The following is a 26,492-nucleotide window of genomic DNA, read 5'->3' as shown; positions in this document are numbered from 1 at the left end:
GTGGAAGGTCAGCTCGTCGACGAGCGCGCCGAGCGACATGCGCCCGACGTACATGCCGAAGCCGTGCCGGATCTCCACGATGCCGACGGCCTGGAGGGCCTTGAGGGCCTCGCGTAGCGAGTTGCGGCTGACGTCGAGTTCCTCGACGAGTTCGAACTCGGTGGGCATCGGGTCGCCGACGGCGAGGCCGCGCTCCAGGATGAGCTGCTTGACCCGCTGCTGCACCTCCTCGGTACGGCTGTTGCGGCTGCTCGCGGTGCGTCCTCGTGTCCGGCTTGCGGTCATCGCCTGCTCCCGATTCGCGTCCATGGGCCAGGGGGCGGGGGGCTCCGGTCTCGGTGAGACCGGCCACTTGACCTGACCGATGCCGACGCCTACGGTACACCGACAAGTGACGTTGGATGTCCTACATCCCCCCTCCCCCACCCCCTCCCCACACTGGAGACGACGTGACCGATCTCCCCCGCGGCCTCGACCGCCGAGACTTCCTCCGCTACACCGGCCTGCTCGGCGCCGCGGCGGCGATCACCGCGAGCGTGTCCGCGTGCAGCGGCCCGTCCTCGACCGGCGGGAGCGGCGGCGGCACCGGTATCCAGGCCGCCCTCGCCTACTCGTTGTCCGGCGGCTTCGACCCGATGACCGCCTCCAGCGCCGTCGCCACCGCCGCCAACGTGCACGTCCTGGAACCGCTCGTCGACCTCGACCCGGTCACCCGCAAGCCGTTCAACGCGCTGGCCAAGGCCGCGCCGGAGCAGGTCGACGACACCACCTACAAGGTCGCGCTGCGCGACGGCGCGACCTTCCACGACGGGTCGAAGGTGACCGCCGACGACGTCGTCTTCAGCTTCGAGCGGGTGCTGGACGAGGACAACGCGTCGCTGTTCGCCCAGTTCCTCCCGTTCGTCGACTCGGTGAAGAAGGTCGACGCCGCCACGGTCGAGTTCAAGCTCAAGTACGCGTTCGCGCTGTTCGCGGAGCGGCTGTCGGTCGTCCGGATCGTCCCGAAGAAGATCGTCGAGGCCGACCAGAAGAAGTTCGACGCGCTGCCCGTCGGGTCCGGCCCGTTCAAGCTGACCTCCGCGAGCGCCACCGCGGGGCTGAAGTTCGCGAAGTTCGACGGCTACAACGGGCCGCGGCCCGCCAAGGTCCCCACGATGTCGTGGCTGCTGATCACCGACCCGGCCGCGCGCGTCACCGCCCTGCAGTCCGACCGCGTGCAGGCGATCGAAGCCGTCCCGTACCTCAACGCCGACGCGCTCGCGAAGAGCATGGACGTCCAGTCGGTGCAGAGCTTCGGGCTGCTGTTCCTCATGTTCAACTGCAAGGAGAAGCCGTTCGACGACGTGCGCGTGCGGCAGGCGCTGCAGTACGCCATCGACACCGGCAAGCTCATCGAGACGGCGCTGCTCGGCAACGCGTCCGCCGCGACGAGCTTCCTGCAGCCCGGACACCCCGACTTCGTCGAGGCGTCCACCGTGTACAAGCACGACCCGGCGAAGGCGAAGAAGCTGCTGGAGGAGGCGGGCGCGACCGGCCTCAAGGTCGAGCTCGTCACCACCGACACCGACTTCGTCAAGGACTGCGCCCCGCTCATCAAGCAGAGCTGGGACGCCATCGGCGTGCAGACCACGCTCGACACCGGCGAGTCCGGCGGCCAGTACGCCAACAAGATCGACACCGGCAAGTACCAGGTGATGGCCGCGCCCGGCGACCCGTCGGTGTTCGGCAACGACGTCGACCTGCTGATGCGCTGGTTCTACGTCGGGACCTGGCCGGAGACCCGGATGAACAACGCCGGGACGGCCGAGGCGAAGAAGGTCGTCGAGCTGCTGGACAAGGCGGCCCGCGAGGGCGACGCGGCCGCCCGCAAGAAGCTGTGGAGCGAGGCGATCGACGCCGTCGCCGAGCAGGCCGCGCTGTACCCGATCTTCCACCGCAAGCTGCCGACCGGCTGGAACGGCGACGCGCTCAGCGGGTTCCGGCCGCTGGCCACCACCGGCATGTCGTTCCTCGACGTCGGCCGCGCCTGACGCCCGCCGCACGCGTCCCGAGAAACGGATAACGACCCCATGGCCACCATCCTGCGGATGGCGCTGGGACGGCTGCTGACGCTCATACCGATGGTGCTGGGCGTCACGCTGCTCGTCTTCATCGTGCTGAACTTCTCGCCCAGCGACCCCGCCTACAACGCGCTCGGCATCGGCGCCTCCCCCGAGGCGCGGGCCGCGTACGCGGCGGAGCAGGGTCTGGACGACCCGCTGCCCGTCCGGTACGTCCGGTTCCTCGGGGACATGGTGCAGGGCGACCTGGGCGTGACCGCGCCGCCGAGCCAGCCCGTCACCGACACCGTCGCGACCGCCTTCCCGCTGACGCTGCAGCTCGCGGTGCTGTCGGTGCTCCTCGGCGTGCTGTTCGCGGTGGCCATGGGCGTCACCGCCGCCCTGTTCCGGGACCGCTGGCCGGACCAGATCATCCGCGCGGTGTCCATGGCCGGCGTGGCGATGCCGTCGTTCTGGCTCGGCATCCTGCTGATCCAGCAGTTCGCGCTGCGGCTCGGCTGGTTCCCGACCGGCGGGTACGTCAACCCGGCCGACTCGGTGTCCGGCTGGCTGCGCAGCCTCGCGCTGCCCGCCGTCGCGATCGCGCTGCCGGTCTCCTCGCAGCTCGCCCGCGTCGTCCGGACGGCGATGGTCGAGGAACTCGACCGCGACTACGTCCGGACGGCGATCGGCGGCGGGCTGCCGCGGTCGGTCGTCGTCGGCCGCAACGTGCTGCGCAACGCGCTGATCACCCCGCTGACCGTGCTCGGCCTGCAGATCGGCTACCTGCTCAGCGGCACCGTCGTCATCGAGGCGATCTTCGGGCTGCCCGGCCTCGGGACGCTGATCATGCAGGCCGTCACGGCGGGCGACCTCGCCCTCGTGCAGGGCGTCGTGCTCTGCGTCGCCGTGTCGTTCCTGGTGGTCAACCTCCTGGTGGACGTCCTCTACCTGTTCGCCAACCCGCGGTTGAAGGGAGCGACGCGATGAGCCGTCCGCTCGAAGCGGTGACCGGCGCCGTGCGCCGGCTGCGGCCGGCGTCCCGGGGCGCGCTCGGCGTCCTGCTGCTGATCACGGTGCTCGCGGTGTTCGCACCGCTGGTCTCCGTCCACGACCCGCTCACCACCGGCGTCGCCGGGCGGCCGCCGTCCGGCGAGCACTGGTTCGGCACCGACCGGGTCGGCCGCGACGTGTTCGCCCGCATCATGTACGGGGCGCGCTGGTCCCTCGCCATCGGGCTCGGCGCCGGGCTGCTCGCGCTCGTCGCGGGCGGGCTCCTCGGCTCGCTGGCCGCCACCTCGCACCGGGCCGTCGACGAGATCGTCATGCGCTGCCTCGACGTCGTGATGGCGTTCCCCGCCGTCGCGCTCGCGGCCGTCATCGTCACCGTGTTCGGCACGAGCCTGCCGGTGCTGATCTGCACGATCGCGTTCCTGTACGTGCCGCAGATCGCGCGGGTCGTCCGCGCGAACGTCATGGCGCAGTACGGCGAGGACTACGTCGCCGCCGAACAGGTCATCGGCGCCGGACGGTCGCACATCCTGCGGCGGCACGTCGTCATCAACTGCGCGGCGCCCGTCCTCGTCTTCGTCACGATCATCGTCGCGAACTCGATCGTGTTCGAGGCGAGCCTGTCCTTCCTCGGCGCGGGCGTCCAGGACCCCGACCCGTCCTGGGGCAGCGTCATCGCCTACGGCAAGGCGCTCGTGCTGTCCGGCGGCTGGTGGGCCACGTTCTTCCCCGGCCTGTTCATCCTCGTCACGGTGCTGATGCTGAACATCCTGTCCGAGGGCATCTCGGCGCCTGGGCCGCACCCGCCGGGCGGACCGTCAAAGACACCGAGGACGGGACGGACGCGAAGGGCGAGGGCGACGCGAAGGGCGGTGTCGCGGCCGTCCGGGAGTCCGGGGCGGCGGCCACGCTCGCGGACGACCTGCGCGAGGCGGGCGCGCGGCTCGCGGCCCGCGCCCGTCCGCTGCCCGACGGCGAGCCGCTGCTGCGCGTCGAGGACCTCACCATCGCGTTCCCCGACCGGTACGGCGACGTCGACGTCGTCGACGGGGTGTCGCTGGACGTGCGTCCCGGCGAGGTCGTCGGGCTCGTCGGGGAGAGCGGCTGCGGCAAGAGCCTCACCAGCCTGACGATCATGGGCCTGGAACCGGGCACGGCGCGGATCGGCGGACGGCTCCTGTTCGACGGCCGCGACCTGCGGACCATGTCCGCGCGGGAACGCCGCAGGCTGCTCGGCCACGACATGGCGATGATCTACCAGGACGCGCTGTCGTCGCTGAACCCCGCCATGACGATCCGCGCGCAGCTCCGCCAGCTCACCCGGCGCGGCGGCACCCGCACCCCCGAGGAGCTGCTCGCCCTCGTCGGGCTCGACCCGCACCGGACGCTCCGCAGCTACCCGCACGAACTGTCCGGCGGCCAGCGGCAGCGGGTGCTCATCGCGATGGCGCTGTCGCGCGACCCGCGGCTCGTCGTCGCCGACGAACCCACCACCGCGCTCGACGTCACCGTCCAGGCCGAGGTCATGCGGCTGCTCCTGCGGCTGCGCGCCGAACTCGGCTTCGCGCTGATCCTCGTCTCGCACGACCTCGCGCTCGTCGCCGACGTCACCGACCGCGTCGTCGTCATGTACGGCGGGCAGGTCGCCGAGGCCGGCGTGACGTCGCGGATCGTCGCGGCGCCCCGGCACCACTACGCGCGCGGCCTGCTCGGCGCCGTCCTGTCGCTGGAGACGACGGACGCGCGCCCGGTGCAGACTCCCGGGCGTCGTGCCGCCCCGTCCGGCTTCCCGGCGGGCTGCCGGTTCGCCGACCGGTGCGCGGCCGCCACGGACGCGTGCGCGCGGCGGCCCGAACCGTCCGGAACCCCGGACGGGCACGCGTTCGCCTGCCACCACCCGGCCGGCGACACGGCCGGGCAGGTCCCGGTCGAGACGGGAGAGCAGCGATGACCACCCCCGTGATGGAACTGCGCGACGTGCACGTCCGGCTGCCCGCCCGCGGCGGCTCCCCGTTCCGGCGGGACGTCGTGCACGCGCTGACCGGCGCGACCTCGCCGTCGCGCCCGGCGAGACGGTCGGGATCGTCGGCGAGTCCGGCTGCGGGAAGTCGACGCTCGCGAAGGTGCTCGTCGGGCTGCGCGCGCCGACGTCCGGCACCGTCCTGTTCGAGGGGGACGACCTCGGCGGGCTCAAGCGCGGCGAGCGCGCCGCCCGGATCGGGGCGTCGGTCGGGATGGTCTTCCAGGACCCCGCGACCGCCCTCAACCGGCGGCTGCCCGTCCGGGCGATCCTGCGCGACCCCCTCGACGTGCACGGACGCGGCACGCCCGCGCAGCGCGACGAGCGCGTCCGCGAGCTGATGTCGCTGGTCGGGCTGCCGCCGTCGGCCGCCGCCGCGCTGCCCGCGCAACTGTCCGGCGGGCAGCGGCAGCGCGTCGCGATCGCCCGCGCGCTGATGCTGGAGCCGTCCCTGCTCGTCGCCGACGAACCCACGTCGGCGCTCGACGTGTCCGTCCGGGCGCAGATCCTCAACCTGCTGCTCGACCTCAAGGACCGGCTCGGCCTGTCGATGGTGTTCGTGTCGCACGACATCCAGACCGTCCGCCGCATGTCCGACCGCATCGTCACGATGTACCTCGGCCGGATCGTCGAGGACGCGCCGGCCCGGACGGTCGCCGCCGACGGCACCCGCCACCCGTACACGCGCGCGCTGCTGTCGGCGACGCCGAGCCTGCTCGACCCAATGGAACCGATCCGGCTCGACGGGCCCGTCCCGTCCGCCGTCCACCCGCCGAGCGGCTGCCCCTTCCGGACCCGCTGCCCGCGCGCGACGTCCGAATGCGCCGACGCCATGCCGGAGTTCACCGCCGCGTCCGACCCCCTGCACCGCTACCGGTGCCTGCACCCCGTCAACGACCCGTCCGACCTCGCCGTCGCGACCGTCCCCCAGGAGAACCCGTGACCGCTCCCTCGCTCGGCGGCGTCGTGCCGCCCGTCTGCACGCCGCTGACACCGGACCTCGACGTCGACGTCCCGTCCCTGGAACGGCTCGTCGACCACCTCGTCGGGGCCGGCGTGGACGGCCTGTTCGCGCTGGGCTCCACGAGCGAGGTCGCGTTCCTGCCGGACGGGCACCGGCGGACCGTGCTGGAGACGGTCGTCAAGCACGCCGGCGGGCGGGTGCCGGTCCTCGGCGGCGTCATCGACATGACCACGCCCCGGGTCATCGACCACGCCCGCACCGCCGCCGAGAGCGGCGCCGCCGGGATCGTCGTGACCGCGCCGTTCTACACCCGCACCCACCCGGCGGAGATCGAGGACCACCTGCGCCGCGTCGCCGCCGCCGTGCCCGTCCCCGTCTACGCCTACGACCTGCCGGTGTCGGTGCACGCCAAGCTGGACGGCGCGATGCTGCTGCGGCTCGCCGCCGAGGGCGTCCTCGCGGGCGTCAAGGACTCCAGCGGCGACGACGGCGCGCTCCGCACGCTCCTCCTCGCGCAGCGCGACGCCGGAATCGACGGCTTCAGCGTGTTCACCGGCGCCGAACTGACCGTCGACACGGCCGTCGCCATGGGCGTCCACGGAGTCGTCCCCGGCCTCGGCAACGTCGACCCGGCCGGATACGTGCGGCTGTACCGGCACTGCGCGGACGGCCGGTGGGACGAGGCCCGCGCCGAGCAGGAGCGCCTCCTCCGGCTGTTCGACATCGTCAACGCGGGCGCGGCCGACCGGATGGGCCGCGGCTCGTCCGCCCTCGGCTCGTTCAAGACCGCGCTGCACCTGCTCGGCGTCATCGACCACCCGGTCACCGCACCGCCGCAGGTGCCGCTGGACGCCGCCGAGACCGAGCGCGTCCGCGCCCGGCTCGCCGCCGCCGGACTGCTGTGACCCGCGCCCGCTACGCCGCGCTCGACATCGGCGGCACGAAGATCGCCGCCGCGCTGACGGACGAGGATGGAACGGTCCTGCACCGCGCCCGCGTCCCCACGCCGCGCGACGGCGGCCCGTCCGTACTGGCCACCGCCGCCCGCCTCCTGGACGACCTCGCCGGGCGCGGGTTGCTCGAACTGGGGATCCGGGGGGTCGGCGTGGGGGCTCCGGGGGTCGTCGACGCGGCGACCGGGCGGGTCGTGTCGGCCACCGGGGTGCTGCCCGGGTGGGCGGGGACGGCGGTGCGGGAGGTGCTCGCCGAACGCACCGGGCTGCCGGTCGCGGTCGCCAACGACGTCCGGGTCATGGGGCTCGGGGAGGCGCTGCGGGGTGCGGGGGCCGGGTTCGGGCGCGTCCTGCACGTGTCGGTCGGGACGGGCGTCGGCGGCGCGCTCACCACCGGCGGACGGCTCGACCGCGGCGCGCACGGCACCGCCGGGGAACTCGCGCACCTGCTCGTTCCCGAACGGGGGCCGGTGCCGAGCGGGTGCGGGCGGCGCGACCATCTGGAGGCCGCCGTGTCCGGTCCCGCGATCGCCGCCACCGGGGACCCCGGCCGGGCCGGTGCGCTGCTGGGGCGCGCGCTGGCCGGTGTCCTCGCCGTCCTGGACCCCGACGCGTCGTGTTCGGCGGCGGCGTCGCGCTGCGCGGCGCGGCGTTCCTCGACGCGGTCGCCGCCGCGTTCCGCGCGGAGGCGCTGCCGCCGCTGCGCGACACCCCGATCCTGCCCGGCGCGGCTCGGCACCGACGCCGGCTCCGTCGGCGCCGCGCTGCTCGCGAGAACCCGGAAGGAAGCACCCGATGACGTCCGAGGAGTTCGCCGCGCTCGTCCGCGGCCGGCTGATCGTGTCCTGCCAGGCCGGGCACGGGCACCCGCTGCGCGACACCGCCGCGCTCACCCGGTCGGCGCGCGCCGCCGAGGCGGGCGGGGCGGCGGCGGTCCGCTGCGCGGCGTCGGCGGCGTCGCGGACGTCGCCGCCATCGCGGCCGCCGTCGCCGTGCCCGTCATCGGCCTCACCAAGGACGGGACGGACGGCGTGTTCATCACCCCGACCGTCGAGGCCGCCCGCGCCGTCGTCGCGGCCGGTGCGGCGGTCGTCGCGGCCGACGCCACGTCCCGTCCGCGCCCGGACGGACGGACGGTGGCCGACTCGGTCGCGGCCGTCCACGACGCGGGGGCGCTGTTCATGGCGGACGTCGCGACGCTCGCGGAGGGCGTCGCGGCGGCCGGGGCGGGCGCGGACATCGTGGCGACCACCCTCGCCGGGTACACCGGCCCCGGCCCGGTCCCGGACGGCCCCGACATCGACCTCGTCCGCGCGCTGCGCGCCGCCCTCCCGGACGCGACGATCATCGCCGAGGGCCGGTACCACTCGCCGGAGGCCGCCGCGGCGGCGATCGCGGCGGGCGCGACGTCGGTAGTGGTCGGAACCGCCATCACCGACCCCCAGTGGATCACCGCCCGATTCGCGGCGGCCGTAGCGTCCGCCTAGCGCGGCTCCAGCAGGGTGCACCTGGCTTCGTTGATCTGCGGCGTGTTGCCCTAACTCGGGCGCCTATAAGGGCAACACGCCGCAGATCAACATCAGGAGGGCCGGCCGCGCAGGAGGTCGTGCAGGTCGGTGACGGCCTGTGCGGCGGCCTTTTCGGCGGCGGGCGAGACGCCGCCGAGCCCGAAGAAACCGTGGTTGAGCGTGGGGTGCACGCGGTGCACCACCTCGACCCCGGCCGCCCGGAGGGCGTCCGCGTACGCGTTCCCCTCGTCGCGGAGCAGGTCGTACCCGGACGTGTGGACGACGGCGGGCGCGACGCCCGCCAGGTCGGGCGCGCGCAGCGGCGACACGCGCCAGTCGTCGCCGGGCGCCTCGTACAGCCCGGCGAACCACCGCATACCGTCGAGGGTGAGCCCGTAGCCGTCGGCGCGTTCGGCGCGCGACGGGTAGCGGGCGTTGACGTCCGCGTCGGCGTAGCCGCCCGCGACGTCGGTCACCGGGACGATCAGGAGCTGGGCCGCGAGGGGCGTTCCGGCGTCGCGGCAGGCGATCGCGACGGACGCCGCGAGTGCGCCCGCGCTGTCCCCGGCGACGACGATCCGCTCGTCCGGCCCGGCGGCGCGCGCGACGTGCAGCGCCGCGGCGAGGCAGTCGTCGAACGCGGCCGGGTACGGGTGCTCGGGGGCGAGCCGGTAGTCGACGCCGACGACCGTCCAGCCGGTTCCGGCGGCGAGGCGGCGCATGTGCTGCCGGTGCGTCCGCATGTCCCCGGCGATCCATCCGCCGCCGTGGAAGAACACGATCGTCGTCCCGGGGGCGCGGTTCGCGGGCTCGGTCACGCGGAGCGGAACGGCCCCGTGCGGCGCGTCCGCGCGCCCGTCGCGTTCGCCCGCGGGGACGAACGGGTCCGCGAGCAGCGCGCGGGAGCGTTCGTTCACGGCGACCGAGTGCCGCCGCGCCCCCTCGACGGACGCGTCTGCGGCCGTCGGATCGAGCGCGCGCAGCCGCAGCCACTCGGCGATATCAGGGTCGAACGCGCGTTCCGTCACAGAACCCCCAAAAGAAAGAGATGGGACATCCTACAACGCTCCCCGCCTCGACCCGGCGTGAAGAGGCCCCCGGCGGAATCCGCCGGGGGCCTCGTCGATGGGTCGGGTCAGTCGTTGTCGGGGGCGGCGGGCTTGGGGACGTCCGCCGCGGGGATCGGCTTCGCGGGGGAGTGGCCGTTGGCGGCGGGTTCGCCGGCGCCCGCGACGTTGAGGCCGCCGAGCAGCTGGCGGGCGACGCCGAGGCCGGTGCCGCCGAGGGTGAGGGCCTTGGCGAGCATGTCCTCGACGCCCTGCGCGCCGTTCAGGACGATCATGTTGTCGACGTTGCCGAAGACCTCGGCGCCCGCCTCGACGATCTCCGGCCACTTCTCGGCGAGCTGCTGGGCGATGACCGCGTCGGTGTTCTCGGCGAGGGCCACCGCACGGGCCTTGATCGCCTCGGCCTCGGCGAGACCCTTCTGGCGGATGGCGTCGGCCTGGGCCTCACCCATGACGCGGGTCGCGTCGGCCTGGCGCTCGGCCTCCTTCTTGGCGGCGTCGGCGTAGGCGATGCGCTCGTCGCGCTGGGCCCCGGCGAGCTTGACCTGCTCGTAGGCGCGGGCGTCGGCGGGCTTGCGGACCTCCGACTCCAGGCGCTTCTCCGTGCGCTCGGCCTCCAGTTCGGCGTTGCGGGTCTCGCGGAGGATGACCTCCTGGCGGGCCTGCTGCTCGGCCTGCTTCACCTGGCCGTTGTACTCGGCCTTCTTGATCTCGGTGTCCCGGATGACCGAGGCGTTCTCCCGCTCGGTCTCCTGCTCGCGGCGGGTCGCCTCCTGGTTGCGCTCCGCCTCGGCGATACGGGCGGCGGACGCGACGCGCGCGGCGTGCGGGCGGCCGAGGTTGGTGATGTAGCCCGTCTCGTCCTCGATCTCCTGGATCTGCAGGGAGTCGACGATCAGGCCGAGCTTGCTCATCTCGTCGGCGGCCGACATGCGGGTCTCGCTGGTCATCCGCTCGCGGTTGAGGATGAGGTCCTCGACGGTCAGGTTGCCGATGATCGAACGCAGGTGACCGGTGAACAGCTCGTGGATGGCGCCGTCCATGGACGCCTGCTGCTCCAGGAACCGGCGGGCGGCGTTGGCGATCGAGACGAGGTCGTCGCCGACCTTGTAGATGACGACGCCGCGCACGTGCACCGGGATGCCCTGCTGCGTCACGCACTGGACTTCGAGGTTGCCGGCGCGGCTGTCGAGCCGCAGGCGGCGGGAGGTCTGGAAACCGGGCAGCACCGCGGTGCCCTTACCCGTGACGATCTTGAAGCCGAGGCTGTCGAGTCCGGTCTCGGATTTCGAGCGGGCCCCCAGACCCGAAATGATCAACGCTTCGTTCGGCTCGGCGACACGCCAGATCAACTTGAACAGGATGATCAGGACGATGAGTCCGACGACGACAGCGCCGGCGATTACGGCCATCCGGCCTCCTCCTGCGTTCGGGCGGCCGGCCCGGTTTCGGAGGGCTCGTCCGCGTTACCGATATGGACGCAGCGGACGCGCGAACGGTTCTCCCATCGCGGAAGTTCCCGGCGAACGAGGGCGAAATTTCACCGCCGGACGATCTTCCTTCGCCGTCCGGTCACCGCCCGTCGGCCCCCGCGAGGGGTCAGCCGAAGGCGGGGGCGACGTAGACGGTCCGCGGGGGCTGGTGCTCGACGACGACGACGAGCGTGCCGACGGCGATCTCGTCACGGGGATCGACGGGGTGCGCGTAGAACGCCTCGACTCCGCCGCGAATCGCGATCATGACCTCCCCCACGAGCCCCGGGCCGACCTTGCCGGTGACCCGGCCCTGCTTGCCGATCAAGAGGACTCCCGCCCGTCGTCGCACCGCGGCGCGCACTGCCGCTTAGGGGAAGATTATCCGCTGCGCGCGGCGCGCGTCAGGGGAGGAAGCGCTCGGCGTTCCCGAGCGCCGCGCGGGCGATGCGCTCGGCTTCGTCGCGGGTGGCGTTCGGGCCGACGACGCTGATCGTCGCGAGGTAGTCGCGGCCCCGGAAAACGACGTACCAGGCTTTGGTGTGCGCGGTCCCGGCGATCGTGGTGACGCCGACCGTCCGGGAGCCCTGCCCGATCTCGCCGCGCGGCGACTCGGTGACGCGGTGCCCGGCCCACTTCGACCCGATCTTGGTCTTGAATTCCAGGCAGCCGGACGGGACGCGCGCGTCGACCTGCTCGTCCGCCTCGTCCGCCGACATCGCCATCAGCGTCTGCGTCACCGTCCAGCCGCCTTCCTTGGCGAACGAGACGAGCGCCGCGGGGACCTCCGCGGGGATCTTCCCGCCGGGGCCGCCGGCGGCGTTCGCGCAGCGGGGCTTGTCGAGGACGACGCTCTCCTGCAGGTGCGCGGCGTTGCGGATGGCGCGGAGCGTCCCGTACTCGCCGAGGTCGGGGTCGCCCGCCCGCCGGTAGCCGGCCAGCTCGGTGAGCAGCGCCTGCGACAACTGGTCGGAGGTGTAGCCGATGCCCGCGACGGCGACGTTCCCGCCGTCGCCGCCGGACGCCGGTGCGGGTTCGTCGCCGCCGCACGCGGACGCCGCCGCGGCGGTCAGGGCCGCCGTCAGGACGATCGGGAGGAGCCGCGGGAACCGGTGCGCCATGCCCGCGACCTTACGGGCAGGGCGGGCGAAACCGTCCCGGCGACACGCCCGGCCCGGCGACACGCCCGCCGGGCGGTTCACCGGCTCAGGTGGTCTGCTGATGGTCGGCGCGCTCGTTGTAGCAGCCCGCGTAGTCCTGTCCGGAGAGCTTCTGGATGGTCTCGACGATCTCGTCGGTGATGGCGCGGCGGGCCTTGGCCGGAGCCATGTCGTCGTAGTGGGAGAAGTCCATCGGCGGGCCGATCCGGACGGTGGGGCGCGGGCCGAAGAAGCGCGGCCAGGACGCGCCGATCGGCTGGATCTTCTCGGTGCCCTCAAGGCCGACCGGCAGGACGCGCGCGCCGGACTCCAGGACGAGCCAGCCGATGCCGGTGCGGCCCCGGTAGAGGCGCCCGTCCTGGGAGCGGGTGCCCTCGGGGTAGACGGCGAACGCGCCGCTGTTGTCGAGGACCTCGGCGGCCTGCTCCAGGGCGCCCATCGCGGCGCGCCGGGCGCCGCGCCGGACCGGGACGTGCCCGAGGTTGGTGAGGAACCAGCGGACGAAGCTCTTCTTCAGCCCGCCGCCCTCGAAGTAGTCGGCCTTGGCGATGTAGGTCACGGGGCGCGGCACGGCGAGCGGGATGATGAAGCTGTCGATGAACGACAGGTGGTTGCTGGCGACGATCAGCGGCCCGTAGCTCGGCACGTTCTCGCCGCCCTCCACCTTGGGGCGGAAAAGCAGCCAGAGGATCGGACGCACCACGCGCGTCATGAACGTGTAGAACATCCAGCCTCCTGATTTCGCCACCGCCACTGTAACGCGCGGGTCGATCCCCGCCGGTGCATCCGCCCCGGTTTCCTCACCGGGAGGTGAGGAGGAAATGGTCCCATGCGAGGTCAGGGGGTCCGCAGGGCCTGGTTTAAGGTGAGGGGAGACAGATTCTGTGAGATCGATCCCATTGGACGCGGCATCCAATCCGGATCGCCATTCATTACCGTAGAGTAAGTTTCTGTTGAGTAAGTTTTTGCCTCGGACGGTGCGCGCCGACCCCGTCCGGGCGTGTTACGGTCCCGTGGACATCCCCGGGCGACCTGGCCCTTTTCCCGGCAAGCCTTGGAATGCGGGCACCGAGTAGGTAATGCTGAGGAGTCACCTGAGAGGACCCCGGGGGACCTCGTTGAGCAGGGGCGTGGAGGTGACCATGGACTTCGACATCAACCTCATGCGGGACGACCGCTGCACCCTCGTCCGGGTCAAGGGCGACATCGACGTGGTGTCCAGGGAACGGTTCGAGGAGACGCTCCTCGAAGTCCTGGAAGCCGGCGAGCCGGTCGTCGTCGACATGCGCGAGGTCACGTTCTGCGACTCCACCGGCCTGAACGTCGTGGTCGTCGCCAACCGGCGGGCCGGCGAGCGCGGCGTCCACCTGGCGCTCGTCGCGCTCCGCCGCGCGTCCAGCGCGTGTTCAGCATCACCGGCGTCGACAAGTACGTCCCGGTGCACGACACGCTGCGCGAGGCGCTCGCCGCCATGCCGTCCACGACGACGCCCCGGAGCTGACCGCCGCCCGACGAGACCGGACGGGCGTCACGTGCAGCCCTCGAACTGCGGGACGCTCGTCGTCAGGTCGAGGCCCGACTCGCCGAACCAGTCGCGCAGGAGCCGCTCCGCCGTCCCGTCCTGGTACATCTCCGTGATCGCCCGGTTCACCGCCGCGCACCCCTCCAGGTCGCCCTTGCGCACCCCGACGCCGTACTTCTCGTCGGTGAACGGGTCGTTGATGATCCGTCCGGGACGGTTCTCCGCGAACCCCGCGAGGATCAGGTCGTCGGTCGAGACGGCGTCGAGGTCGCCGCTCGCCAGCGCGTCCATGCACGCGCCGTACGTCGGGTACCGGACGGGCACCGCCGCGACCTCGCGCTCCTCGATGACGCGCCGCCACGAGTTCGACCCCGTCACCGCGCAGATCTCGCGGTCGGCCAGGTCGCGGACGTCGTCGATCGCGAACAGCCCCGGCCGGACGAGCGTGTCCTGGTGGGCCACGTAGTACGGCCCGGCGAACGTCACCTTCCGCTTGCGCGTCGCGGTGATCGAGTACGTCGCGACGATCATGTCGACGCGGCCGTCCGCGAGCGCCTTCTCCCGCACCGACGAGTTGGTCGTGACGAACTCGATCCGGTTCGGCGGCACGCCGAGCCGTCCCGCGATGTAGGTGGCGACGTCGACGTCGAACCCCGCGTACGTCCCGTCCGGGCGCTTGACGCCGAGGCCCGGCTGATCCTCCTTGACCCCGATGACCAGCCGGTCGTTGTCGGCGATCGTGCGCCGCTCCGGGGTGCCGAACCCGCACCCGGCGAGCAGCGGGAGGGCAACGGCCGCCGCGAGGGCCGCGGCGGCTGGTCGGCCGATCGCGCGCACGGTCCGTCCTCCTCGCATCAGCGGAACTCGGCGAGCCGGGGGCGGACGCCCGCGACGGCGAGCAGCGCGATCGCGGCGACGGCGGCCGCCGGGACGGCGGACCAGCCGCGCAGCCCGCCGTCGGCGGCGGTGATCGCGCGGTCGAACGCGTCCCGGTGCGCGGCCGTCAGCTCGTTCAGCCCGGCGTCGTAGGCGGCGAAGTCGCGCAGCGCCGCCGCGGCGGTCCATCCGCAGGTCGATGGCGGTGGCCCGGTCCCCGTCGTCCGCGAGCCGCCGGATCTCCTGGTCGGCGCGCTGCACCGCCAGGTACGCCTGCAGGGTGCGGCGCAGCGCGGCGGCCTCGCGGCCGCGTTCGGCGGTGCGCGCCTCGTCCCCGAAGAAGCCGAGGAACGGGACGTCGCGCCCGCCGCCCGGCTCGTACGCGGCGAGCGCGGCGGCGAGGGCCGCGTAGTAGTTCTCCAGGTTCAGCGGGCGGCCGCCCATGTCGGGGTAGACGACCGACAGCGACTTGTCGAGGTACACCTGGTCGTAGGTGTCGGCGCGGCCCGGGTCGAGCAGGTACCGGCTCTCGTCGGCGAACGCGTTGTGGCTGATCGCGCGGGCCCGCGACAGCGCGAGGATCGAGTCGAACCCGTCCTTCTTCGCGCGCTCGATGTGCCCGGCGTGCGCGGTCAGCAGCGCGGCGCCGACGGCGGTGAGCGCGATCGTCCCGAGCGTCGCCAGGACGAGCGCGGGGTTCAGCACGCGCCGGAACGTGCGGGCCAAGTAGAACTGGAGCGCAAGCAGTAGGGCCAGTGACACCACGCCCAGCAGCAGCAGCCACGCCCTACCGGACAGCACCGCCGAATGTTCCGTCTCGTAGGAGTGCCGCACGCGCGCGCCGCTGTCGAGCGTGATGTTGTACGCCTTCGGCAGGATCTCCAGCTTCATCAGGTCGGTCGCCTGCCGGTACGCGTCGATCACGTCCGGCGGGAGCTCGCCCGGCGGGTGCCCGGCCTGCTCGCTGAGCTGCAGCGCCCGGCCGACGAGCCGCTCGTACCGGCCGAGCCCGTTCAGGACGTCCTGGACGGTGCGGCGCAGCGCGGGGTCGCCGCCCGCGAGCTGCGCGGCCTGCACCGCCGCCGCGTCCGCCTCCGCGCGCCGCCGCTCGTAGATCCGCAGGCTCTCGGCGCGGCCGATGCCGAGGTCGTGGTCGCGGCCGATGAGCAGGACGTTCGACACCTGCGCGTCCATGTCGCTGAGCGCGAAGTAGAGGGTGCCGGTCGCGACGACCTGCGGGCCCTCCTCGTGCCCGATCATCCGGACGGTGTCGCGGGCGTCGCCGATCGCCATCGCGAGCACCGCGAGCAGCCCCGCCAGCGCGAGCAGGACGAGCGCGAGCTGCGCGCGGATCCGGCCCGGGATCGTGCGCAGCGCGCCGGACGCGCGGGACGGCGCGGGGGCCGTCGCCGGGGGCGAGCCGCGGGAGGGCGTGAGCGTCATGGGCCGCCCTGCCTGGTCAGCGTGATCGTCGTCCAGGCGCCCACGTGGATGCGGTCGCCGTCGCGACCGGCACCGGCACCATGACCTTCAGCGGTTCGACCTCGCCGTTCATCGTGGTGCCGTTGCGCGCGCCGTGGTCGGTGAGGGTCCAGGTGCCGTCCGCGTGCGCGTTGAGGACGGCGTGCAGGTGCGACACGCCGGGATCGGCGGGCGGCTCACCGAGGTCGATCGCCGGGGCGATGCCGCGCGACGTGCTGCGCCGCCCGATCCACACCTCGCCGTCGCGCAGCGGGATCCGGCGCTCGGGAACGTACGGCGGGAACTCCAGCGACTCCGCGTCGGGGCCCGCCTCGGCGATCACGGAGTTGTAGTAGGCGCGGTCGGCGCCGACCACGGCGACCCAGCCCTGCGGCGCGCTGACGGGGTCCCGGGGGCGAGGGATGTGCGGTATGTCCAGGTCGTGGCCGGACCGGCCGCGCCGGTCGTCGACCGGTGCGCCGCAGTTCTCGCAGAACCGGGCGTCCGGGGGCCGCGCCGTCCCGCACCTGCCGCAGAACCCCGCGCCCGGGCCCACCAAGGGCGTCGCGTCCATCGGGCGGCCGCACACGTCGCAGTACTCGGTGTCCTCGGAACGGTGACCGATCGGGCATTCCGGCATGGCCTCAGCTCCCCGCCTCTCCCGGCGGGCCCGCCTCGTCGGCCCGGCCCGCCTCGTCCGATTGGCCGGATTGATCCGGTTTGCCTCCATGATCTCCCGTCCGGCCGGGATCCGTCCCGCCCGATTCCCTCCCGTCCGGTTCTCTCTTGTCCGATGCCGCCCCGCCCGGTTCCGTTCGGGACGGGCGCGTCCGGACGGTCCGCACCGACCGGGTGTCGAGCGCCATCTCGTCCGCCTTCGCGACGCCCGACCGCAGCCGCACCGTCCCCGACTCGCGGTCGACGACCTCCACCACCCGGTCCAGCAGCCCCGCGATCTGCTCGTTCCCCACCTCGCGGGCCAGCACCACCGCCCGTCCGAGCCGCTTCGTCGCCGTCTCCTCGTCCCCCGCGCGCGCGCCTCCAAGCCCTCCCGCACCGCCTCCGCCAACTCCGACTGCCCCGTGTGGTGCGCGACCCGCCGGTTGATCCGGGTGGAGCGCACCTCGTCGTCCGTCCACTCGGCGAGGACGTTCCCGGACGCCGGCACCGAACCGTCCGGCGCGACGAGCTTCACCCACGCCGCCCGCATCCGCTGCCCGATCGCGCCCGCCGGGACCCGCACGCACAGGTGGTACTCGCGCGCCTCGCTGCCCCACGCGCCGACCGGGTAGTCGCCGGTCCGCGCCCCGGACGCGACCCGGCGCGCCGTCAGGTCCTCGACCGCCGGGACCATCTGCTTGAGGAACCGCAGCTCCGCGTTCTGCGGCGTCCACACCCGCAGCGCCACGTCCGCGACCCGCTTGCCCATCGCGGCCCGCGTCATCGCGCGGAAGTCCGCCTCCAGGTCGGCGGGGTCGGGCACGTCGAGGAACCCGCCCAGCAGCGCCGAGGTGATCGTGCGCAGCTCGGCGACCTCCCAGTCGGTGCCGACGCCGCGCGCGTCGCACACGAACCGTCCCGCGCACTCGCGCAGCGCCGCGTCCAGCGTCTCGGCCGACTCGTGCTGATTCTTGCCGTCGGTCAGCAGGATCGCGTGCCGCACCGCCCCCTCGTGCCCCGCCAGCAGGCGGTCCGCGAGCCGCAGCCAGGAACCGATCGCCGTCCCGCCCGCCGCGTCCAGCCGCCGGACGGCCCGCGCCGCGCTCTGCCGGGTCCGTTCGTCCGCGCGGACCAGCCGCTCCCCCTGCGGGTAGATCATCCGGGGCCGGTTGCGCCCGCGACGACCGCGAAGTGCACGCCGTCGCGCAGCACGCCGACCGCCGTGCTCGCGGCGCGCTTCGCGGCCGCCATCTTGCCGCCGAACGACATCGACCCGGACGTGTCGATGATGATCACCTCGGCCGCCTCCGCCCCGGCCCCGGCCCCGCCGCCGTCCGCGGAGCCGAGCGCGCGCGCCTCCACGGACACGATCGCGTGCATGTCCCGGCCGCCCTCCGGCAGGTACGGGTTCTGATCGACGCTGATCCGGAACTCGGGAAGGTCGCTCATCGGGCGGGCTCCCTGGTCGGGGACGGGGGGCGGGGCGGTTCGTTCGTCATCGGGTCACAGCAGGGTCCTCGGGCGGACGGCGTTGGCGCGCCGCACCATCGCGTGCCGCACGTCCCGGCCGTCCGCGAGCTTGGCGAGCAGCCGGTACGTCTCCTCCAAGCGCGCGCGCAGCTCCGGCTCGCGCAGCCGCGTGCCGAGCAGCCTCCGGCCGGAACCGAACCGCGACGGGCCCGGCGCCGGCCCGCCCGTCCGGACCCACGCCTGCGCCGCCTCCAGCACCTCCGCCGTGAACGCGGCGCGCCGCTCGGTGTCCAGCCGCAGCGCCTCCAGCCGCCGGCCCGCGTCCAGCAGCGCGGGCGCCGACAGCGCGCCCGGGTCGCAGCCCCGCACGCGGCGGCGCCCGCCGCGAGCTGCGCGGACAGGTAGTCGCTGGAAATGCGCGGCACCGCGTCCAGGACCCGCTCCGCGCCCGCCCGGTCGGCCGCCGCCAGCCGGACGCGCGCCAGCCCGAACGCCGCGCTGACGTGCGTCGGATCGGTGCGCCACACCGTCTCGTAGTAGGGCCCGGCGGACGCCGCGTCGCCCCGGCACTCGTGGCAGAACGCCAGCGCGAGCTTCGGCGCCTGCTCGCCCGGCATCAGGTCGTACAGGCCGTTGAACGTGCGCGCCGCCGTCGCCGCGTCGCCGCCCGCCAGCGCCCGCACGCCCCGGTACCAGTCGACCCGCCAGTCGCCCGGCCGCTCGGCGCCGATCTCGTCGAGGAGCGCGGCGGCGCCGTCCGGGTCGCCCAGCCCGATCCGCGCGCGGGCCAACGCCAGCTTCACCTCGGGCGACGCGACCGGAGCGGAACCGAGCGCCGCCGCCAGATCACCGGAATCGCGGGCCGTCAGGCCCGCCAGGAACGCCGACGCCGGATCCGACGCGGGCACCAGCGGGGCGCGGAGCGCGGCCGCCGCCGCGGCGGGCTCGGGCGCCGCCAGGACATCGGCGGGCGCCGCCGCGCCCGGCCGCGCCGCCTCGACCTCCGCGCCCGCCGTGAACTGCTCGGGGCCGAACATCGCCGACGGCGCCGGGCGCGGCCGTCCGTCCTCGGCCGACAGCACCTCCCGCAGCACCCCGGTGAGCTGGTCCGCCATCTCCGCCGCGCTCCGGAACCGGCGGGACGGCTCCGGGTGCGTCGCCCGCCGCAGCACCCGGTGGTACGACTCGTGCCGCTCGAACAGCGGCACCTCGCGGCGCGGCGGCAGGCTCCGCAGATGCCGCGCCGTGTACCCGCGGAACGGGAAGCTCAGCACCGCGAGCGTCCGGCCGACCGTGTACAGGTCCGACTCGACCGACGGGCCCCGCACCGCGACCTCCGGCGCCTGGTAGCCCGGCGTGCCGAACACCGGCCCCTCCACGTCGGACATGCGCCGCACCCCGCCGAGGTCGATCAGCTTCAGCTGCTCCTCCGACTGGATCGCGTTGTCGGGCTTGAAGTCGCAGTACAGCAGCCCGACCCCGTGCAGGTAGCCGAGCGCGCTCAGCACCTCCAGCCCGTACGCGATCACCTGCCCGAGCGGCAGCGCCGCGTCCTCGCCCTCCTCGTCGCGGCGGGTCAGCAGGATGTCCTTCAGCGACCGGCCGCCCACGTACTCCATCACGATGTAGCCGGAGTCGCCGTGCCGCACGAAGTTGTAGATCTTCACGATGTTGGGGTGCTCGACCTCGGCGAGGAACGCCCGCTCGGCCGCCGCCGCCGCGAGCGAATCGGCGTCCCCGGCGTCCAGCAGGCCCTTCAGCACCACCCACCGGCCGCTGACGTTGTGGTCCCGCGCCAGGTACACCCACCCGAGCCCGCCGTGCGCGAGGCAGCCCAGCACCTCGTACTGCCCGCCGACCAGATCCCCCGGCCGAAGCTTCGCGTGAACGAGAACGCGTGCCCGCAGTTCGGGCAGTACCCCTCGGTGCGTCCCGGACGGTCGTCGCCGCGGCTCCGCCCCACCCGCTCCCCGCACCGGCTGCAGAACCGCCGGTTCTCCGGCACCACCGGAGCCCGCATGATCGCCGACGCCGGATCGCGGGCCGGGACCGGCGGCACCTCCACCAGCCCCGCGCCCAGCATGCCGCGCCGCCCCGAACCCGACCCCGAACCGCTCGGCCGCGAGCCGCGCGAGACGGTGCCCGGCATCGTCGGAACCGAACCCGCCGGCGCCGGCTCCGACGTCTCCTCGGGCCGGTGCGCCGGTTCCGGAGGGGGCGCCATGCCGCAGACGTCGCAGAAGCCGTCCTCGTCCACGACGCCCGTGCAGTCGGGCTGGGCGCACCGGTTCATCGGCCGGCCTCACCCGCCCGCACCGTCCGCTGGTACTCCGCCAGCAGCGCCGTCGCACGGCGCAGATCGCACGGCGCCGTCCACAGGACGTCCCGCGCCTCCTCGTACAGTGCGCAGAGCCGCTCGTCCTCCGCGAGCCCCAGCCGCGCCGCCTTCGCCCGGTACGCGTCGAGACGCCCGCGCAGCTCCGCCCGCCGCTCCAGCAGCCCCGCGCTCAGCCGCAGATCGCTGCGCGCCCGCTCCAGCGCGTCCTCCGCCGCCCGCTCAAGCTGCACGACCCGCCCCGCCAACTCCACCCAGCGGCCCGCCTCCCGCAGCCGCTCCAGCGCCGCCAGCCGGTCGCGCAGCCCCGCCGCCAGCTCCCGCGCGGGCTCCGGCACCGTCGACGGCCCGATCTTCACCAGGACCGTCTCGTACGCCTCCAGCGCGTCCCGCTCGACCCCCTCGACCTCCTCGATCGCCCCGGCGAGCTGCGCCGCGACCGTCCCGTAGCCGTCCCGCAGCCGGGTGACGCCCGCCAGCTCGTCGCCCAGCGACCGCAGCGTCCCGCACAGCCGGTCCAGCCGCGACGTGTCCGCGCAGTCGTCGCGCACCAGCGACAGCGGATCGGTGCGCACCACCCGGCCCAGCGCCGTCAGCTCGCGGCCCAGCCGGTCCAGCTCCGGGTGCCGCGTGCCGTCCAGCGCGTGCGCCAGCTTCGCCGCGTCCCGCCACCGGCCCTCCGCCTCCTCCAGCGGGAGCAGCAGCGCCGACCACGCCGCGTCCGCCGCCGCCACCTCGCGGGCGACGAACTCGAACGCGTCCGACATCAGCGCGACCGCCTCGTCCAGCGAGACGCTCCGCTCCCGCGGGCCCAGCAGGGTGCGGTCGGCGAGCGGCACCTCACCGTCCGGCAGCGGCACCGACGCGCCCGACAGCATCCCGGTCAGCTCCGCCAGCGTCGCCACGTCCGGACGGGACGCCCGGTCGCGCACCTCCGCCGCGTCCGCCAGCACCCCCCGGTACGCCTCGAACAGCCGCCACGCCAGCGCCAGCCGAGCCTGCGCCGCCTCCCAGCGCCGGTACGTCTCCCCCGCCAGCCGCGCGCCCTTCAGCAGCCGCAGCCCCGCGTGCTCCTCCAGCTCCAGCAGCGACGCCGAGATGCGGTCGCGTTCCGATTCCAGCCCCCGCAGGGCATGGTCGACCCCCTCCCGGCTCATGGGCGCGGCGGCCCCGGCCCCGCTCTCGTCCACGTCAGCCCCGCGTCTTCTCTAGGTCCCCGTGGGGGCGCGTCGCCCGACCGTGCGTCTGGGAGCACGGATCGCACCAGGATCGGGCAGACACTCCCCATCAAGTGTGATCCGTGACACTAGGCGAGACAAGCTTCTTTCTCCACAGGCGGCCTCCCCACGGCACGGACGGCTTCCGGCGTTCGAAAGCCGTGGCCGTACTCTTTCCACCGGGAACGTCATGGCGCAAGATGGCGTTACCCAGATGAACCCCGACTGAAAGGAGCAGTGAGTCCGCAGTGTCGGACCCCAGTCATAGACCCGGTGCATCGTGGTAACCGCTGTACTGGGTGTGCTCGCGGTGATCGTCCTCACCGCCGCCACCGGCTATTTCGTCGCCCAGGAATTCGCCTTCGTCGCCGCCGACCGCGCGACGCTCGAACAGGCCGCCGCACGCGGCGACACCTCCGCCAAACGGGCCGTGAAGGTCATCGGCCGCGTGTCGTTCATGCTCTCCGGCGCCCAGCTGGGCATCACGATGACGACCCTCGTGGTCGGCTTCATCGCCAAACCCGCCCTCGCCGAACTCATCGAACCGCTCCTCACCGTCATCGGCGTCCCCGAAGGCGCCACCGGAGCGATCGCCCTCGCCACCGGATTCGTCCTCGCGACCCTGATCCAGATGCTGCTGGGCGAACTCTTCCCGAAGAACCTCGCATTGGCGCGCGCCGAATCCCTCGCGCGCGCGCTCGCCGCGTCCACGCTCGTCTACCTGACGATCTTCGGGCCGCTCATCCGGCTGTTCGACCGTTCCGCCGAACGCCTCCTGCGCGCCGTCGGCGTCGAACCCGTCGAGGAACTGCACAGCGGCGCCACCCTGGAGGAACTCGGCGACATCATCGGCAAGTCGCACAGTTCCGGGCACCTGCCCGCCGACCTCTCCGGCCTCCTCGAACGCGCCCTGTCGTTCGGCGACCTGACCGCCGACGAGGTCATGGTGCCGCGGCCGTCCGTCCGCTCGCTCCCCGGCGACGCCTCCGCCGCGACCTCATCGCGCTCATCCGCGAGACCGGGCACAGCGCCTACCCGGTCTACGGCACCGAAGTCGACGACGTCGTCGGTGTCGCGGGCGTCCGCGAAGTCGCCGACGACGCCCTCGACCCCGCGACCCCCCTCGCCCGCATCGCCCGTCCCGCCCTGCTCGTCCCCGGCAGCCAGCCGCTGTACGGCGTCATCGAGCAGATGCGCGACACCGGCGAGGAATTCGCGTGCGTCGTCGACGAGTACGGCGGCCTCGCCGGAATCCTCACCTTCGAGGACGTCGCCGAAGAACTCGTCGGCGAGATCGCCGACGAGACCGACGCCCACGAGGACGCCCCCACCTCCGCGCCCGACGGCTCCTGGCTCGTCGACGCCGCCATGCGGATCGACGAAGTGTCCCGGCTGACCGGCCTGCCGCTGCCCGAGGGCGACTCCTACGACACCCTCGGCGGGCTCGTCATGGCCGAACTGCGCCGCCTGCCCACCCCCGGCGACCGCCTCACCGTCGACCTCGACGCCGCCCGCGTCGAACTCGAAGTCGTCACCATCGCCCGGCGCGTCGCCGCCAAAATCAAGATCAACGCCGCGGAGGCCGTGAACCAGGAGGCCGCGTGGACCCGCTGACCACCCTCCTGATCACCGTCCTCCTCCTCGCCGGGAACGGCTTCTTCGTCGCCTCCGAGTTCGCGCTCGTCACCGCCGCGCGGCCCCAGCTCGAACGCGCCGCCGCCTCCGGCAGCCGCCCCGCCGTCGCCGCCCTCGCCGGCGCCCGCGAACTCTCGCTGATGCTCGCCGGCGCCCAGTTCGGCATCACGATGTGCTCGCTCGGCCTCGCCATCGTCACCGAACCCGCCTTCGAGCACTTCCTCGAACCGCCCCTGCACGCCCTCGGCGTCCCCGAAGCCGCCTCGAAGGCCATCGCCCTCGCCTGCGCGCTCGCCGTCGTCACGTTCCTGCACATGGTCATCGGCGAGATGGCCCCGAAGTCGTGGGCGATCGCCCACCCCGAACGGTCGGCGCTCATCCTCGCGCTCCCCTTCCGCGCGTTCGCGAAGGTCTCCCGTCCCGTCCTGTCCTCGCTCAACGCGACGACGAACGGCCTGCTGCGACTGATCCGCGTCACCCCGAAGGACGAACTCGACGACCACACCGACCCCGCCCGACTGAGCCACCTCCTCGGCGAGTCCCGACGACTCGGACTCATCGGACGCCACGACCACGAACTCCTGCGCCGCGCGATCGCCGCACGCGAAGTCACCGTCGGACGCCTCGTCGTCCCCGCCACGTCCGTCACCACGATCCCCGCCGACGCGTCCGCCGCACAGATCCGGCGCGTCGCCACCGCGAGCGGCCACAGCCGGCTGCTCGTCCGCGGCCCGGGCGTCCCCGGCATCGTGCACGTCCGAGCCGCCATCACCGAACCGAACGGCGAACGCCGCGCCGCCGACCTCGCACACCCCGCGCCCGTCCTCACCGCGGAGACCACCGTCCTCGACGCCGTCAGCCGCCTCCGCCGCGCCCGCGCCCCGCTCGCGGTCGTCAACGACGCCGAAGGCGAGTTCACCGGCATCGTCACCCTCGACGACCTGCTCGCCGAACTCCTCGCGACGAACCCGCACTGACCGTCCGTCCCCGTGAAGATGATCACGCCGTCGCACTTTCATCGGGTGTGAGACGTTAGACACGAGTAGAAGAGGAGAGCAACGGTCGCGAGGCCGATCCGGACGACGGGGATGACTCGGTGGACAAGTCGACGAACGAACCGGGCGACGAGCCCGTCCCCACGTACGTCCCGGAGTCCGAGATCCCGACGGACGAACTCCCCCTCCCGTCGGTCGAGGAACCGAGCGAAGCCGACACGCCGGACGACCCGTCCGACGATCCGTCCGACGACCCGTCCGACGACGCTGCGGAAACCGACAGCGAACCCGAGGCGGCCCCGGACACCGGCGACACCGGCGCCGAGGACGCACCCGAAACCGGCCACGCCGACACCGCCGCGCAGAACGACCCCACGGACGAGGGCGACCCGCACGACACATCCGAGACCGAGCAAGCCGAAACGATCACCGACGGCGCGCCGGAGACCGACCACGCCGACACCGGCGCGCAGGTGGAGCCCACAGGCGGGCGCGACGCATCCGCCAGCACGCCCACCCCCGAAAGCACCGGCGAGCACAACCGCGTACCCGCGACGGACCCGGAAACCGACGACGCCCAAGACGACTCCGGTGTAGAGGACACACCCGAAACCGGCCAAGGCGACTCCGGCTCGCAAGGCGAGCCAGCGGACGAGCGGGACGCGCACGACGGCGAGGTACCGGAGACGAGCCCGGCCCTGGAAAGCGACAACGGGCAGAACGAACGCCGCGCATCCCGAGGCGAGTCGGCCGCCGAGGACGTCGGCGAACCGCCTGCGGCCGAGCGGGACACGCACGACGCCCAGGTGCCGGAGACGAACCCGGCCCCGGGAGAGCGACAACGGGCAGAACGAACGCCGCGCATCCCGGCGAGTCGGCCGCCGAGGACGTCGGCGAACCGCCCGCGGACGAGCGGGACACGCACGACGGGCTGGTGCCGGAGACGAACCCGGCCCCGGGAGATGACAACGACGCGCAGAACGAGCGCGGCACGTCCGAGGGCGAGTCGGCCGCTGAAAGCACCGGCGGGCACGAACACGCACCCCACACGGCCACAGGCTCCGGCAGCGAGCCACCCGCGGACCAACAGGACGCACACGACGCCCAAGCGCCGGAGACCGAGCCGGACCCGGGAAGCAACGACGGGCAGGACCAACGCCGTACGTCCGAGGGCGAGTCGGCCACCGAAAACGAACACGCACCCCAGGCGGCCACCGGGAACGACGACAAACCGCCTGTGGACGAACGGGACGCACGCAACAGCCAGGTGCCGGAGACGGGCCCGGCCACGGAAGGCGACAACGACGGGCTGGACGAGCGCGACGCGTGCGAGGGTGGGACGGCCACCGGGGACGACTGCGCGCCGCGCGATGTGGACGAGGTCGTCGACGCGCTGACCGCGGTCTACGAGCGGCTCGACGCCGCGCCGCGCGAGGACGGGACGGTCGGGTGGGGCGCCCAGCTGGCGGCCCTGCGGGCGTTCCGAGAGGGGCCGGTCGCCGGTGACCGGGACGTCCTGGCCCGGCTCCTCGTCGATCCGCATGCCGTCACGCGGACGGACGATGTCCGCTTCGTCCTCGTGCCCGACGAAGCGGACGAGGCTGCGGCGGTTCGGGAGATCGTGGGCGAGGCGCTCGCGGCCGGGGAACGTGCGCTGGTGCTGGCCCCGACCGCGCTGCAGGCCGCCGCGGTGTTGCGCGGCGTCGCGGACGACGGGGTGTTCGCGCTGGCCGTCGGCACCGAGCCGGGGGAGGCGCCGCCCGAGCCGCCGCGCAAGCCGCCGGAGCGGCCGAAGCCGCCGCAGGGGACGGTCGAGTTCAAGCGTGTCCCGGACGTCACGCGGGTGCAGGCGCTCCCGGTTCCCGCGGCGCCGGAGACGTGGGTGCGCGCGGCGGTGCTGCGGACGGCGGGGGAGGCGTGGCGGCAGTCGTGGGAGACCGAGCTGCGCATGCTGCGCCGCGGGTTGATGTGGCTGGAGCAGTGGCCGCGCGATCACGCGGCGCTGGAGGCGGCGCGGGCCGCCGAACCTGCGGCGGCGCGAGGCGTTCGAGGCGGAGCGGGCGTCGCTGGCCGCGGCGATCGAGGAGGCGCGGGGCGCGGCGAGGCCGCGGCGGGCGCGGGCCGCCG

The 26,492-nt window shown here is 73.8% G+C and carries 21 protein-coding genes and 5 pseudogenes; 12 read left to right on the top strand and 14 right to left on the bottom strand.

Features of this window, described 5'->3' with window-relative positions; genetic code table 11:
- Positions 1-57: 57 nt before the first annotated feature.
- A pseudogene (locus BJF79_RS64475) lies at positions 58-285 on the bottom strand (FadR/GntR family transcriptional regulator); the annotation flags it as partial.
- Positions 286-449: 164 nt separating this feature from the next.
- On the opposite strand from BJF79_RS64475, the gene BJF79_RS44410 reads away from it, so the two are divergent.
- The 7 genes from BJF79_RS44410 (at position 450) to BJF79_RS64470 (ending at position 8,474) form a co-directional block, all read left to right on the top strand.
- Positions 450-2,030 carry an ABC transporter substrate-binding protein gene (locus BJF79_RS44410; RefSeq protein WP_075906613.1) on the top strand — a complete coding sequence of 527 codons (1,581 nt, stop codon included), beginning with the start codon at positions 450-452 and terminating at the stop codon, positions 2,028-2,030.
- Between the two features lie 39 nt (positions 2,031-2,069).
- Complete coding sequence (locus BJF79_RS44405; RefSeq protein WP_075906611.1) at positions 2,070-3,029, top strand: ABC transporter permease; 960 nt, start codon at positions 2,070-2,072, stop codon at positions 3,027-3,029.
- A complete protein-coding gene (locus tag BJF79_RS52355) occupies positions 3,026-4,180 on the top strand; it encodes an ABC transporter permease (RefSeq protein ID WP_083734701.1) in 1,155 nt (384 codons plus the stop codon). Before BJF79_RS44405 ends, BJF79_RS52355 begins: the two co-directional genes overlap by 4 nt.
- Positions 4,102-5,001 carry an ABC transporter ATP-binding protein gene (locus tag BJF79_RS52350; protein WP_187357146.1) on the top strand — a complete coding sequence of 300 codons (900 nt, stop codon included), beginning with the start codon at positions 4,102-4,104 and terminating at the stop codon, positions 4,999-5,001. The genes BJF79_RS52355 and BJF79_RS52350 overlap by 79 nt, the downstream gene beginning before the upstream one ends.
- Before the next feature lie 130 nt (positions 5,002-5,131).
- A complete protein-coding gene (locus BJF79_RS44395; protein WP_262403485.1) occupies positions 5,132-6,013 on the top strand; it encodes an oligopeptide/dipeptide ABC transporter ATP-binding protein in 882 nt (293 codons plus the stop codon).
- The gene (locus BJF79_RS44390; RefSeq protein ID WP_075906609.1) at positions 6,010-6,939 is read left to right on the top strand and encodes a dihydrodipicolinate synthase family protein; all 930 of its coding nucleotides are present in this window, start codon (positions 6,010-6,012) and stop codon (positions 6,937-6,939) included. Before BJF79_RS44395 ends, BJF79_RS44390 begins: the two co-directional genes overlap by 4 nt.
- Positions 6,936-8,474 (top strand): putative N-acetylmannosamine-6-phosphate 2-epimerase, encoded by a 1,539-nt coding sequence (locus BJF79_RS64470; RefSeq protein WP_262403482.1) that lies wholly within the window; start codon positions 6,936-6,938, stop codon positions 8,472-8,474. Before BJF79_RS44390 ends, BJF79_RS64470 begins: the two co-directional genes overlap by 4 nt.
- A gap of 92 nt (positions 8,475-8,566) precedes the next feature.
- Here BJF79_RS64470 and BJF79_RS44370 read toward each other — a convergent pair whose 3' ends face one another.
- From BJF79_RS44370 to BJF79_RS44350, 5 genes are all read right to left on the bottom strand, one after another.
- Positions 8,567-9,523, bottom strand: a complete 957-nt coding sequence (locus BJF79_RS44370; protein WP_075906605.1) for an alpha/beta hydrolase — start codon at positions 9,521-9,523, stop codon at positions 8,567-8,569.
- Between the two features lie 107 nt (positions 9,524-9,630).
- Positions 9,631-10,974, bottom strand: a complete 1,344-nt coding sequence (locus BJF79_RS44365) for a flotillin family protein (protein ID WP_075906604.1) — start codon at positions 10,972-10,974, stop codon at positions 9,631-9,633.
- Positions 10,975-11,161: 187 nt separating this feature from the next.
- Positions 11,162-11,362, bottom strand: a complete 201-nt coding sequence (locus BJF79_RS44360) for a hypothetical protein (protein ID WP_075906602.1) — start codon at positions 11,360-11,362, stop codon at positions 11,162-11,164.
- 76 nt (positions 11,363-11,438) lie between these two features.
- Positions 11,439-12,155 carry a hypothetical protein gene (locus BJF79_RS44355; RefSeq protein ID WP_075906600.1) on the bottom strand — a complete coding sequence of 239 codons (717 nt, stop codon included), beginning with the start codon at positions 12,153-12,155 and terminating at the stop codon, positions 11,439-11,441.
- A gap of 85 nt (positions 12,156-12,240) precedes the next feature.
- Positions 12,241-12,921, bottom strand: a complete 681-nt coding sequence (locus tag BJF79_RS44350; RefSeq protein ID WP_075906598.1) for a lysophospholipid acyltransferase family protein — start codon at positions 12,919-12,921, stop codon at positions 12,241-12,243.
- A 352-nt stretch (positions 12,922-13,273) separates the two neighbouring features.
- Between BJF79_RS44350 and BJF79_RS64465 the strand changes: the two are divergent.
- Positions 13,274-13,528: pseudogene (locus tag BJF79_RS64465) on the top strand (STAS domain-containing protein); the annotation flags it as partial.
- Positions 13,529-13,722: 194 nt separating this feature from the next.
- Here the strand turns inward: BJF79_RS64465 and BJF79_RS64460 are convergent.
- The 7 genes and pseudogenes from BJF79_RS64460 to BJF79_RS44315 form a co-directional block, all read right to left on the bottom strand.
- Positions 13,723-16,035 carry a glutamate ABC transporter substrate-binding protein gene (locus BJF79_RS64460; RefSeq protein ID WP_262403481.1) on the bottom strand — a complete coding sequence of 771 codons (2,313 nt, stop codon included), beginning with the start codon at positions 16,033-16,035 and terminating at the stop codon, positions 13,723-13,725.
- A gap of 16 nt (positions 16,036-16,051) precedes the next feature.
- On the bottom strand, positions 16,052-16,627 hold the full coding sequence (locus BJF79_RS52345) for an FHA domain-containing protein (RefSeq protein WP_262403484.1): 576 nt from the start codon (positions 16,625-16,627) through the stop codon (positions 16,052-16,054).
- 241 nt (positions 16,628-16,868) lie between these two features.
- Positions 16,869-18,162, bottom strand: a pseudogene (locus BJF79_RS52340) (VWA domain-containing protein); the annotation flags it as partial.
- 54 nt (positions 18,163-18,216) lie between these two features.
- Positions 18,217-18,552: a tetratricopeptide repeat protein gene (locus BJF79_RS66200; RefSeq protein WP_316043567.1), complete on the bottom strand. Its 336-nt coding sequence runs from the start codon at positions 18,550-18,552 to the stop codon at positions 18,217-18,219.
- A gap of 53 nt (positions 18,553-18,605) precedes the next feature.
- Positions 18,606-19,988, bottom strand: a pseudogene (locus BJF79_RS66195) (tetratricopeptide repeat protein); the annotation flags it as partial.
- Positions 19,940-20,476, bottom strand: a complete 537-nt coding sequence (locus BJF79_RS66190; RefSeq protein ID WP_316043566.1) for a serine/threonine protein kinase — start codon at positions 20,474-20,476, stop codon at positions 19,940-19,942. The pseudogene BJF79_RS66195 and the gene BJF79_RS66190, both read right to left, overlap by 49 nt.
- Complete coding sequence (locus BJF79_RS44315; protein ID WP_083734699.1) at positions 20,473-21,708, bottom strand: hypothetical protein; 1,236 nt, start codon at positions 21,706-21,708, stop codon at positions 20,473-20,475. Before BJF79_RS44315 ends, BJF79_RS66190 begins: the two co-directional genes overlap by 4 nt.
- 307 nt (positions 21,709-22,015) lie before the next feature.
- Between BJF79_RS44315 and BJF79_RS64455 the strand changes: the two are divergent.
- From BJF79_RS64455 to BJF79_RS44305, 3 genes and pseudogenes are all read left to right on the top strand, one after another.
- Positions 22,016-22,555 (top strand): annotated as a pseudogene (locus BJF79_RS64455) (CNNM domain-containing protein); the annotation flags it as partial.
- 371 nt (positions 22,556-22,926) lie between these two features.
- Positions 22,927-23,349, top strand: coding sequence for a transporter associated domain-containing protein (locus tag BJF79_RS64450; protein ID WP_262403480.1), 423 nt, complete (start codon positions 22,927-22,929; stop codon positions 23,347-23,349).
- A complete protein-coding gene (locus BJF79_RS44305; protein WP_075906588.1) occupies positions 23,337-24,347 on the top strand; it encodes a hemolysin family protein in 1,011 nt (336 codons plus the stop codon). Before BJF79_RS64450 ends, BJF79_RS44305 begins: the two co-directional genes overlap by 13 nt.
- A 38-nt stretch (positions 24,348-24,385) precedes the next feature.
- Here BJF79_RS44305 and BJF79_RS44300 read toward each other — a convergent pair whose 3' ends face one another.
- Positions 24,386-25,162 carry a hypothetical protein gene (locus tag BJF79_RS44300; RefSeq protein WP_143220923.1) on the bottom strand — a complete coding sequence of 259 codons (777 nt, stop codon included), beginning with the start codon at positions 25,160-25,162 and terminating at the stop codon, positions 24,386-24,388.
- A gap of 440 nt (positions 25,163-25,602) precedes the next feature.
- Between BJF79_RS44300 and BJF79_RS44295 the strand changes: the two genes are divergently transcribed.
- Positions 25,603-26,492 (top strand): hypothetical protein (locus BJF79_RS44295; protein ID WP_262403479.1); only part of this gene is annotated, 890 nt, incomplete at its 3' end.

The sequence above is a fragment of the Actinomadura sp. CNU-125 genome, from assembly GCF_001942465.1.
In the GTDB taxonomy this organism is placed as follows: domain Bacteria; phylum Actinomycetota; class Actinomycetes; order Streptosporangiales; family Streptosporangiaceae; genus Spirillospora.
This window is presented reverse-complemented; position numbering and strand designations above follow the sequence as displayed.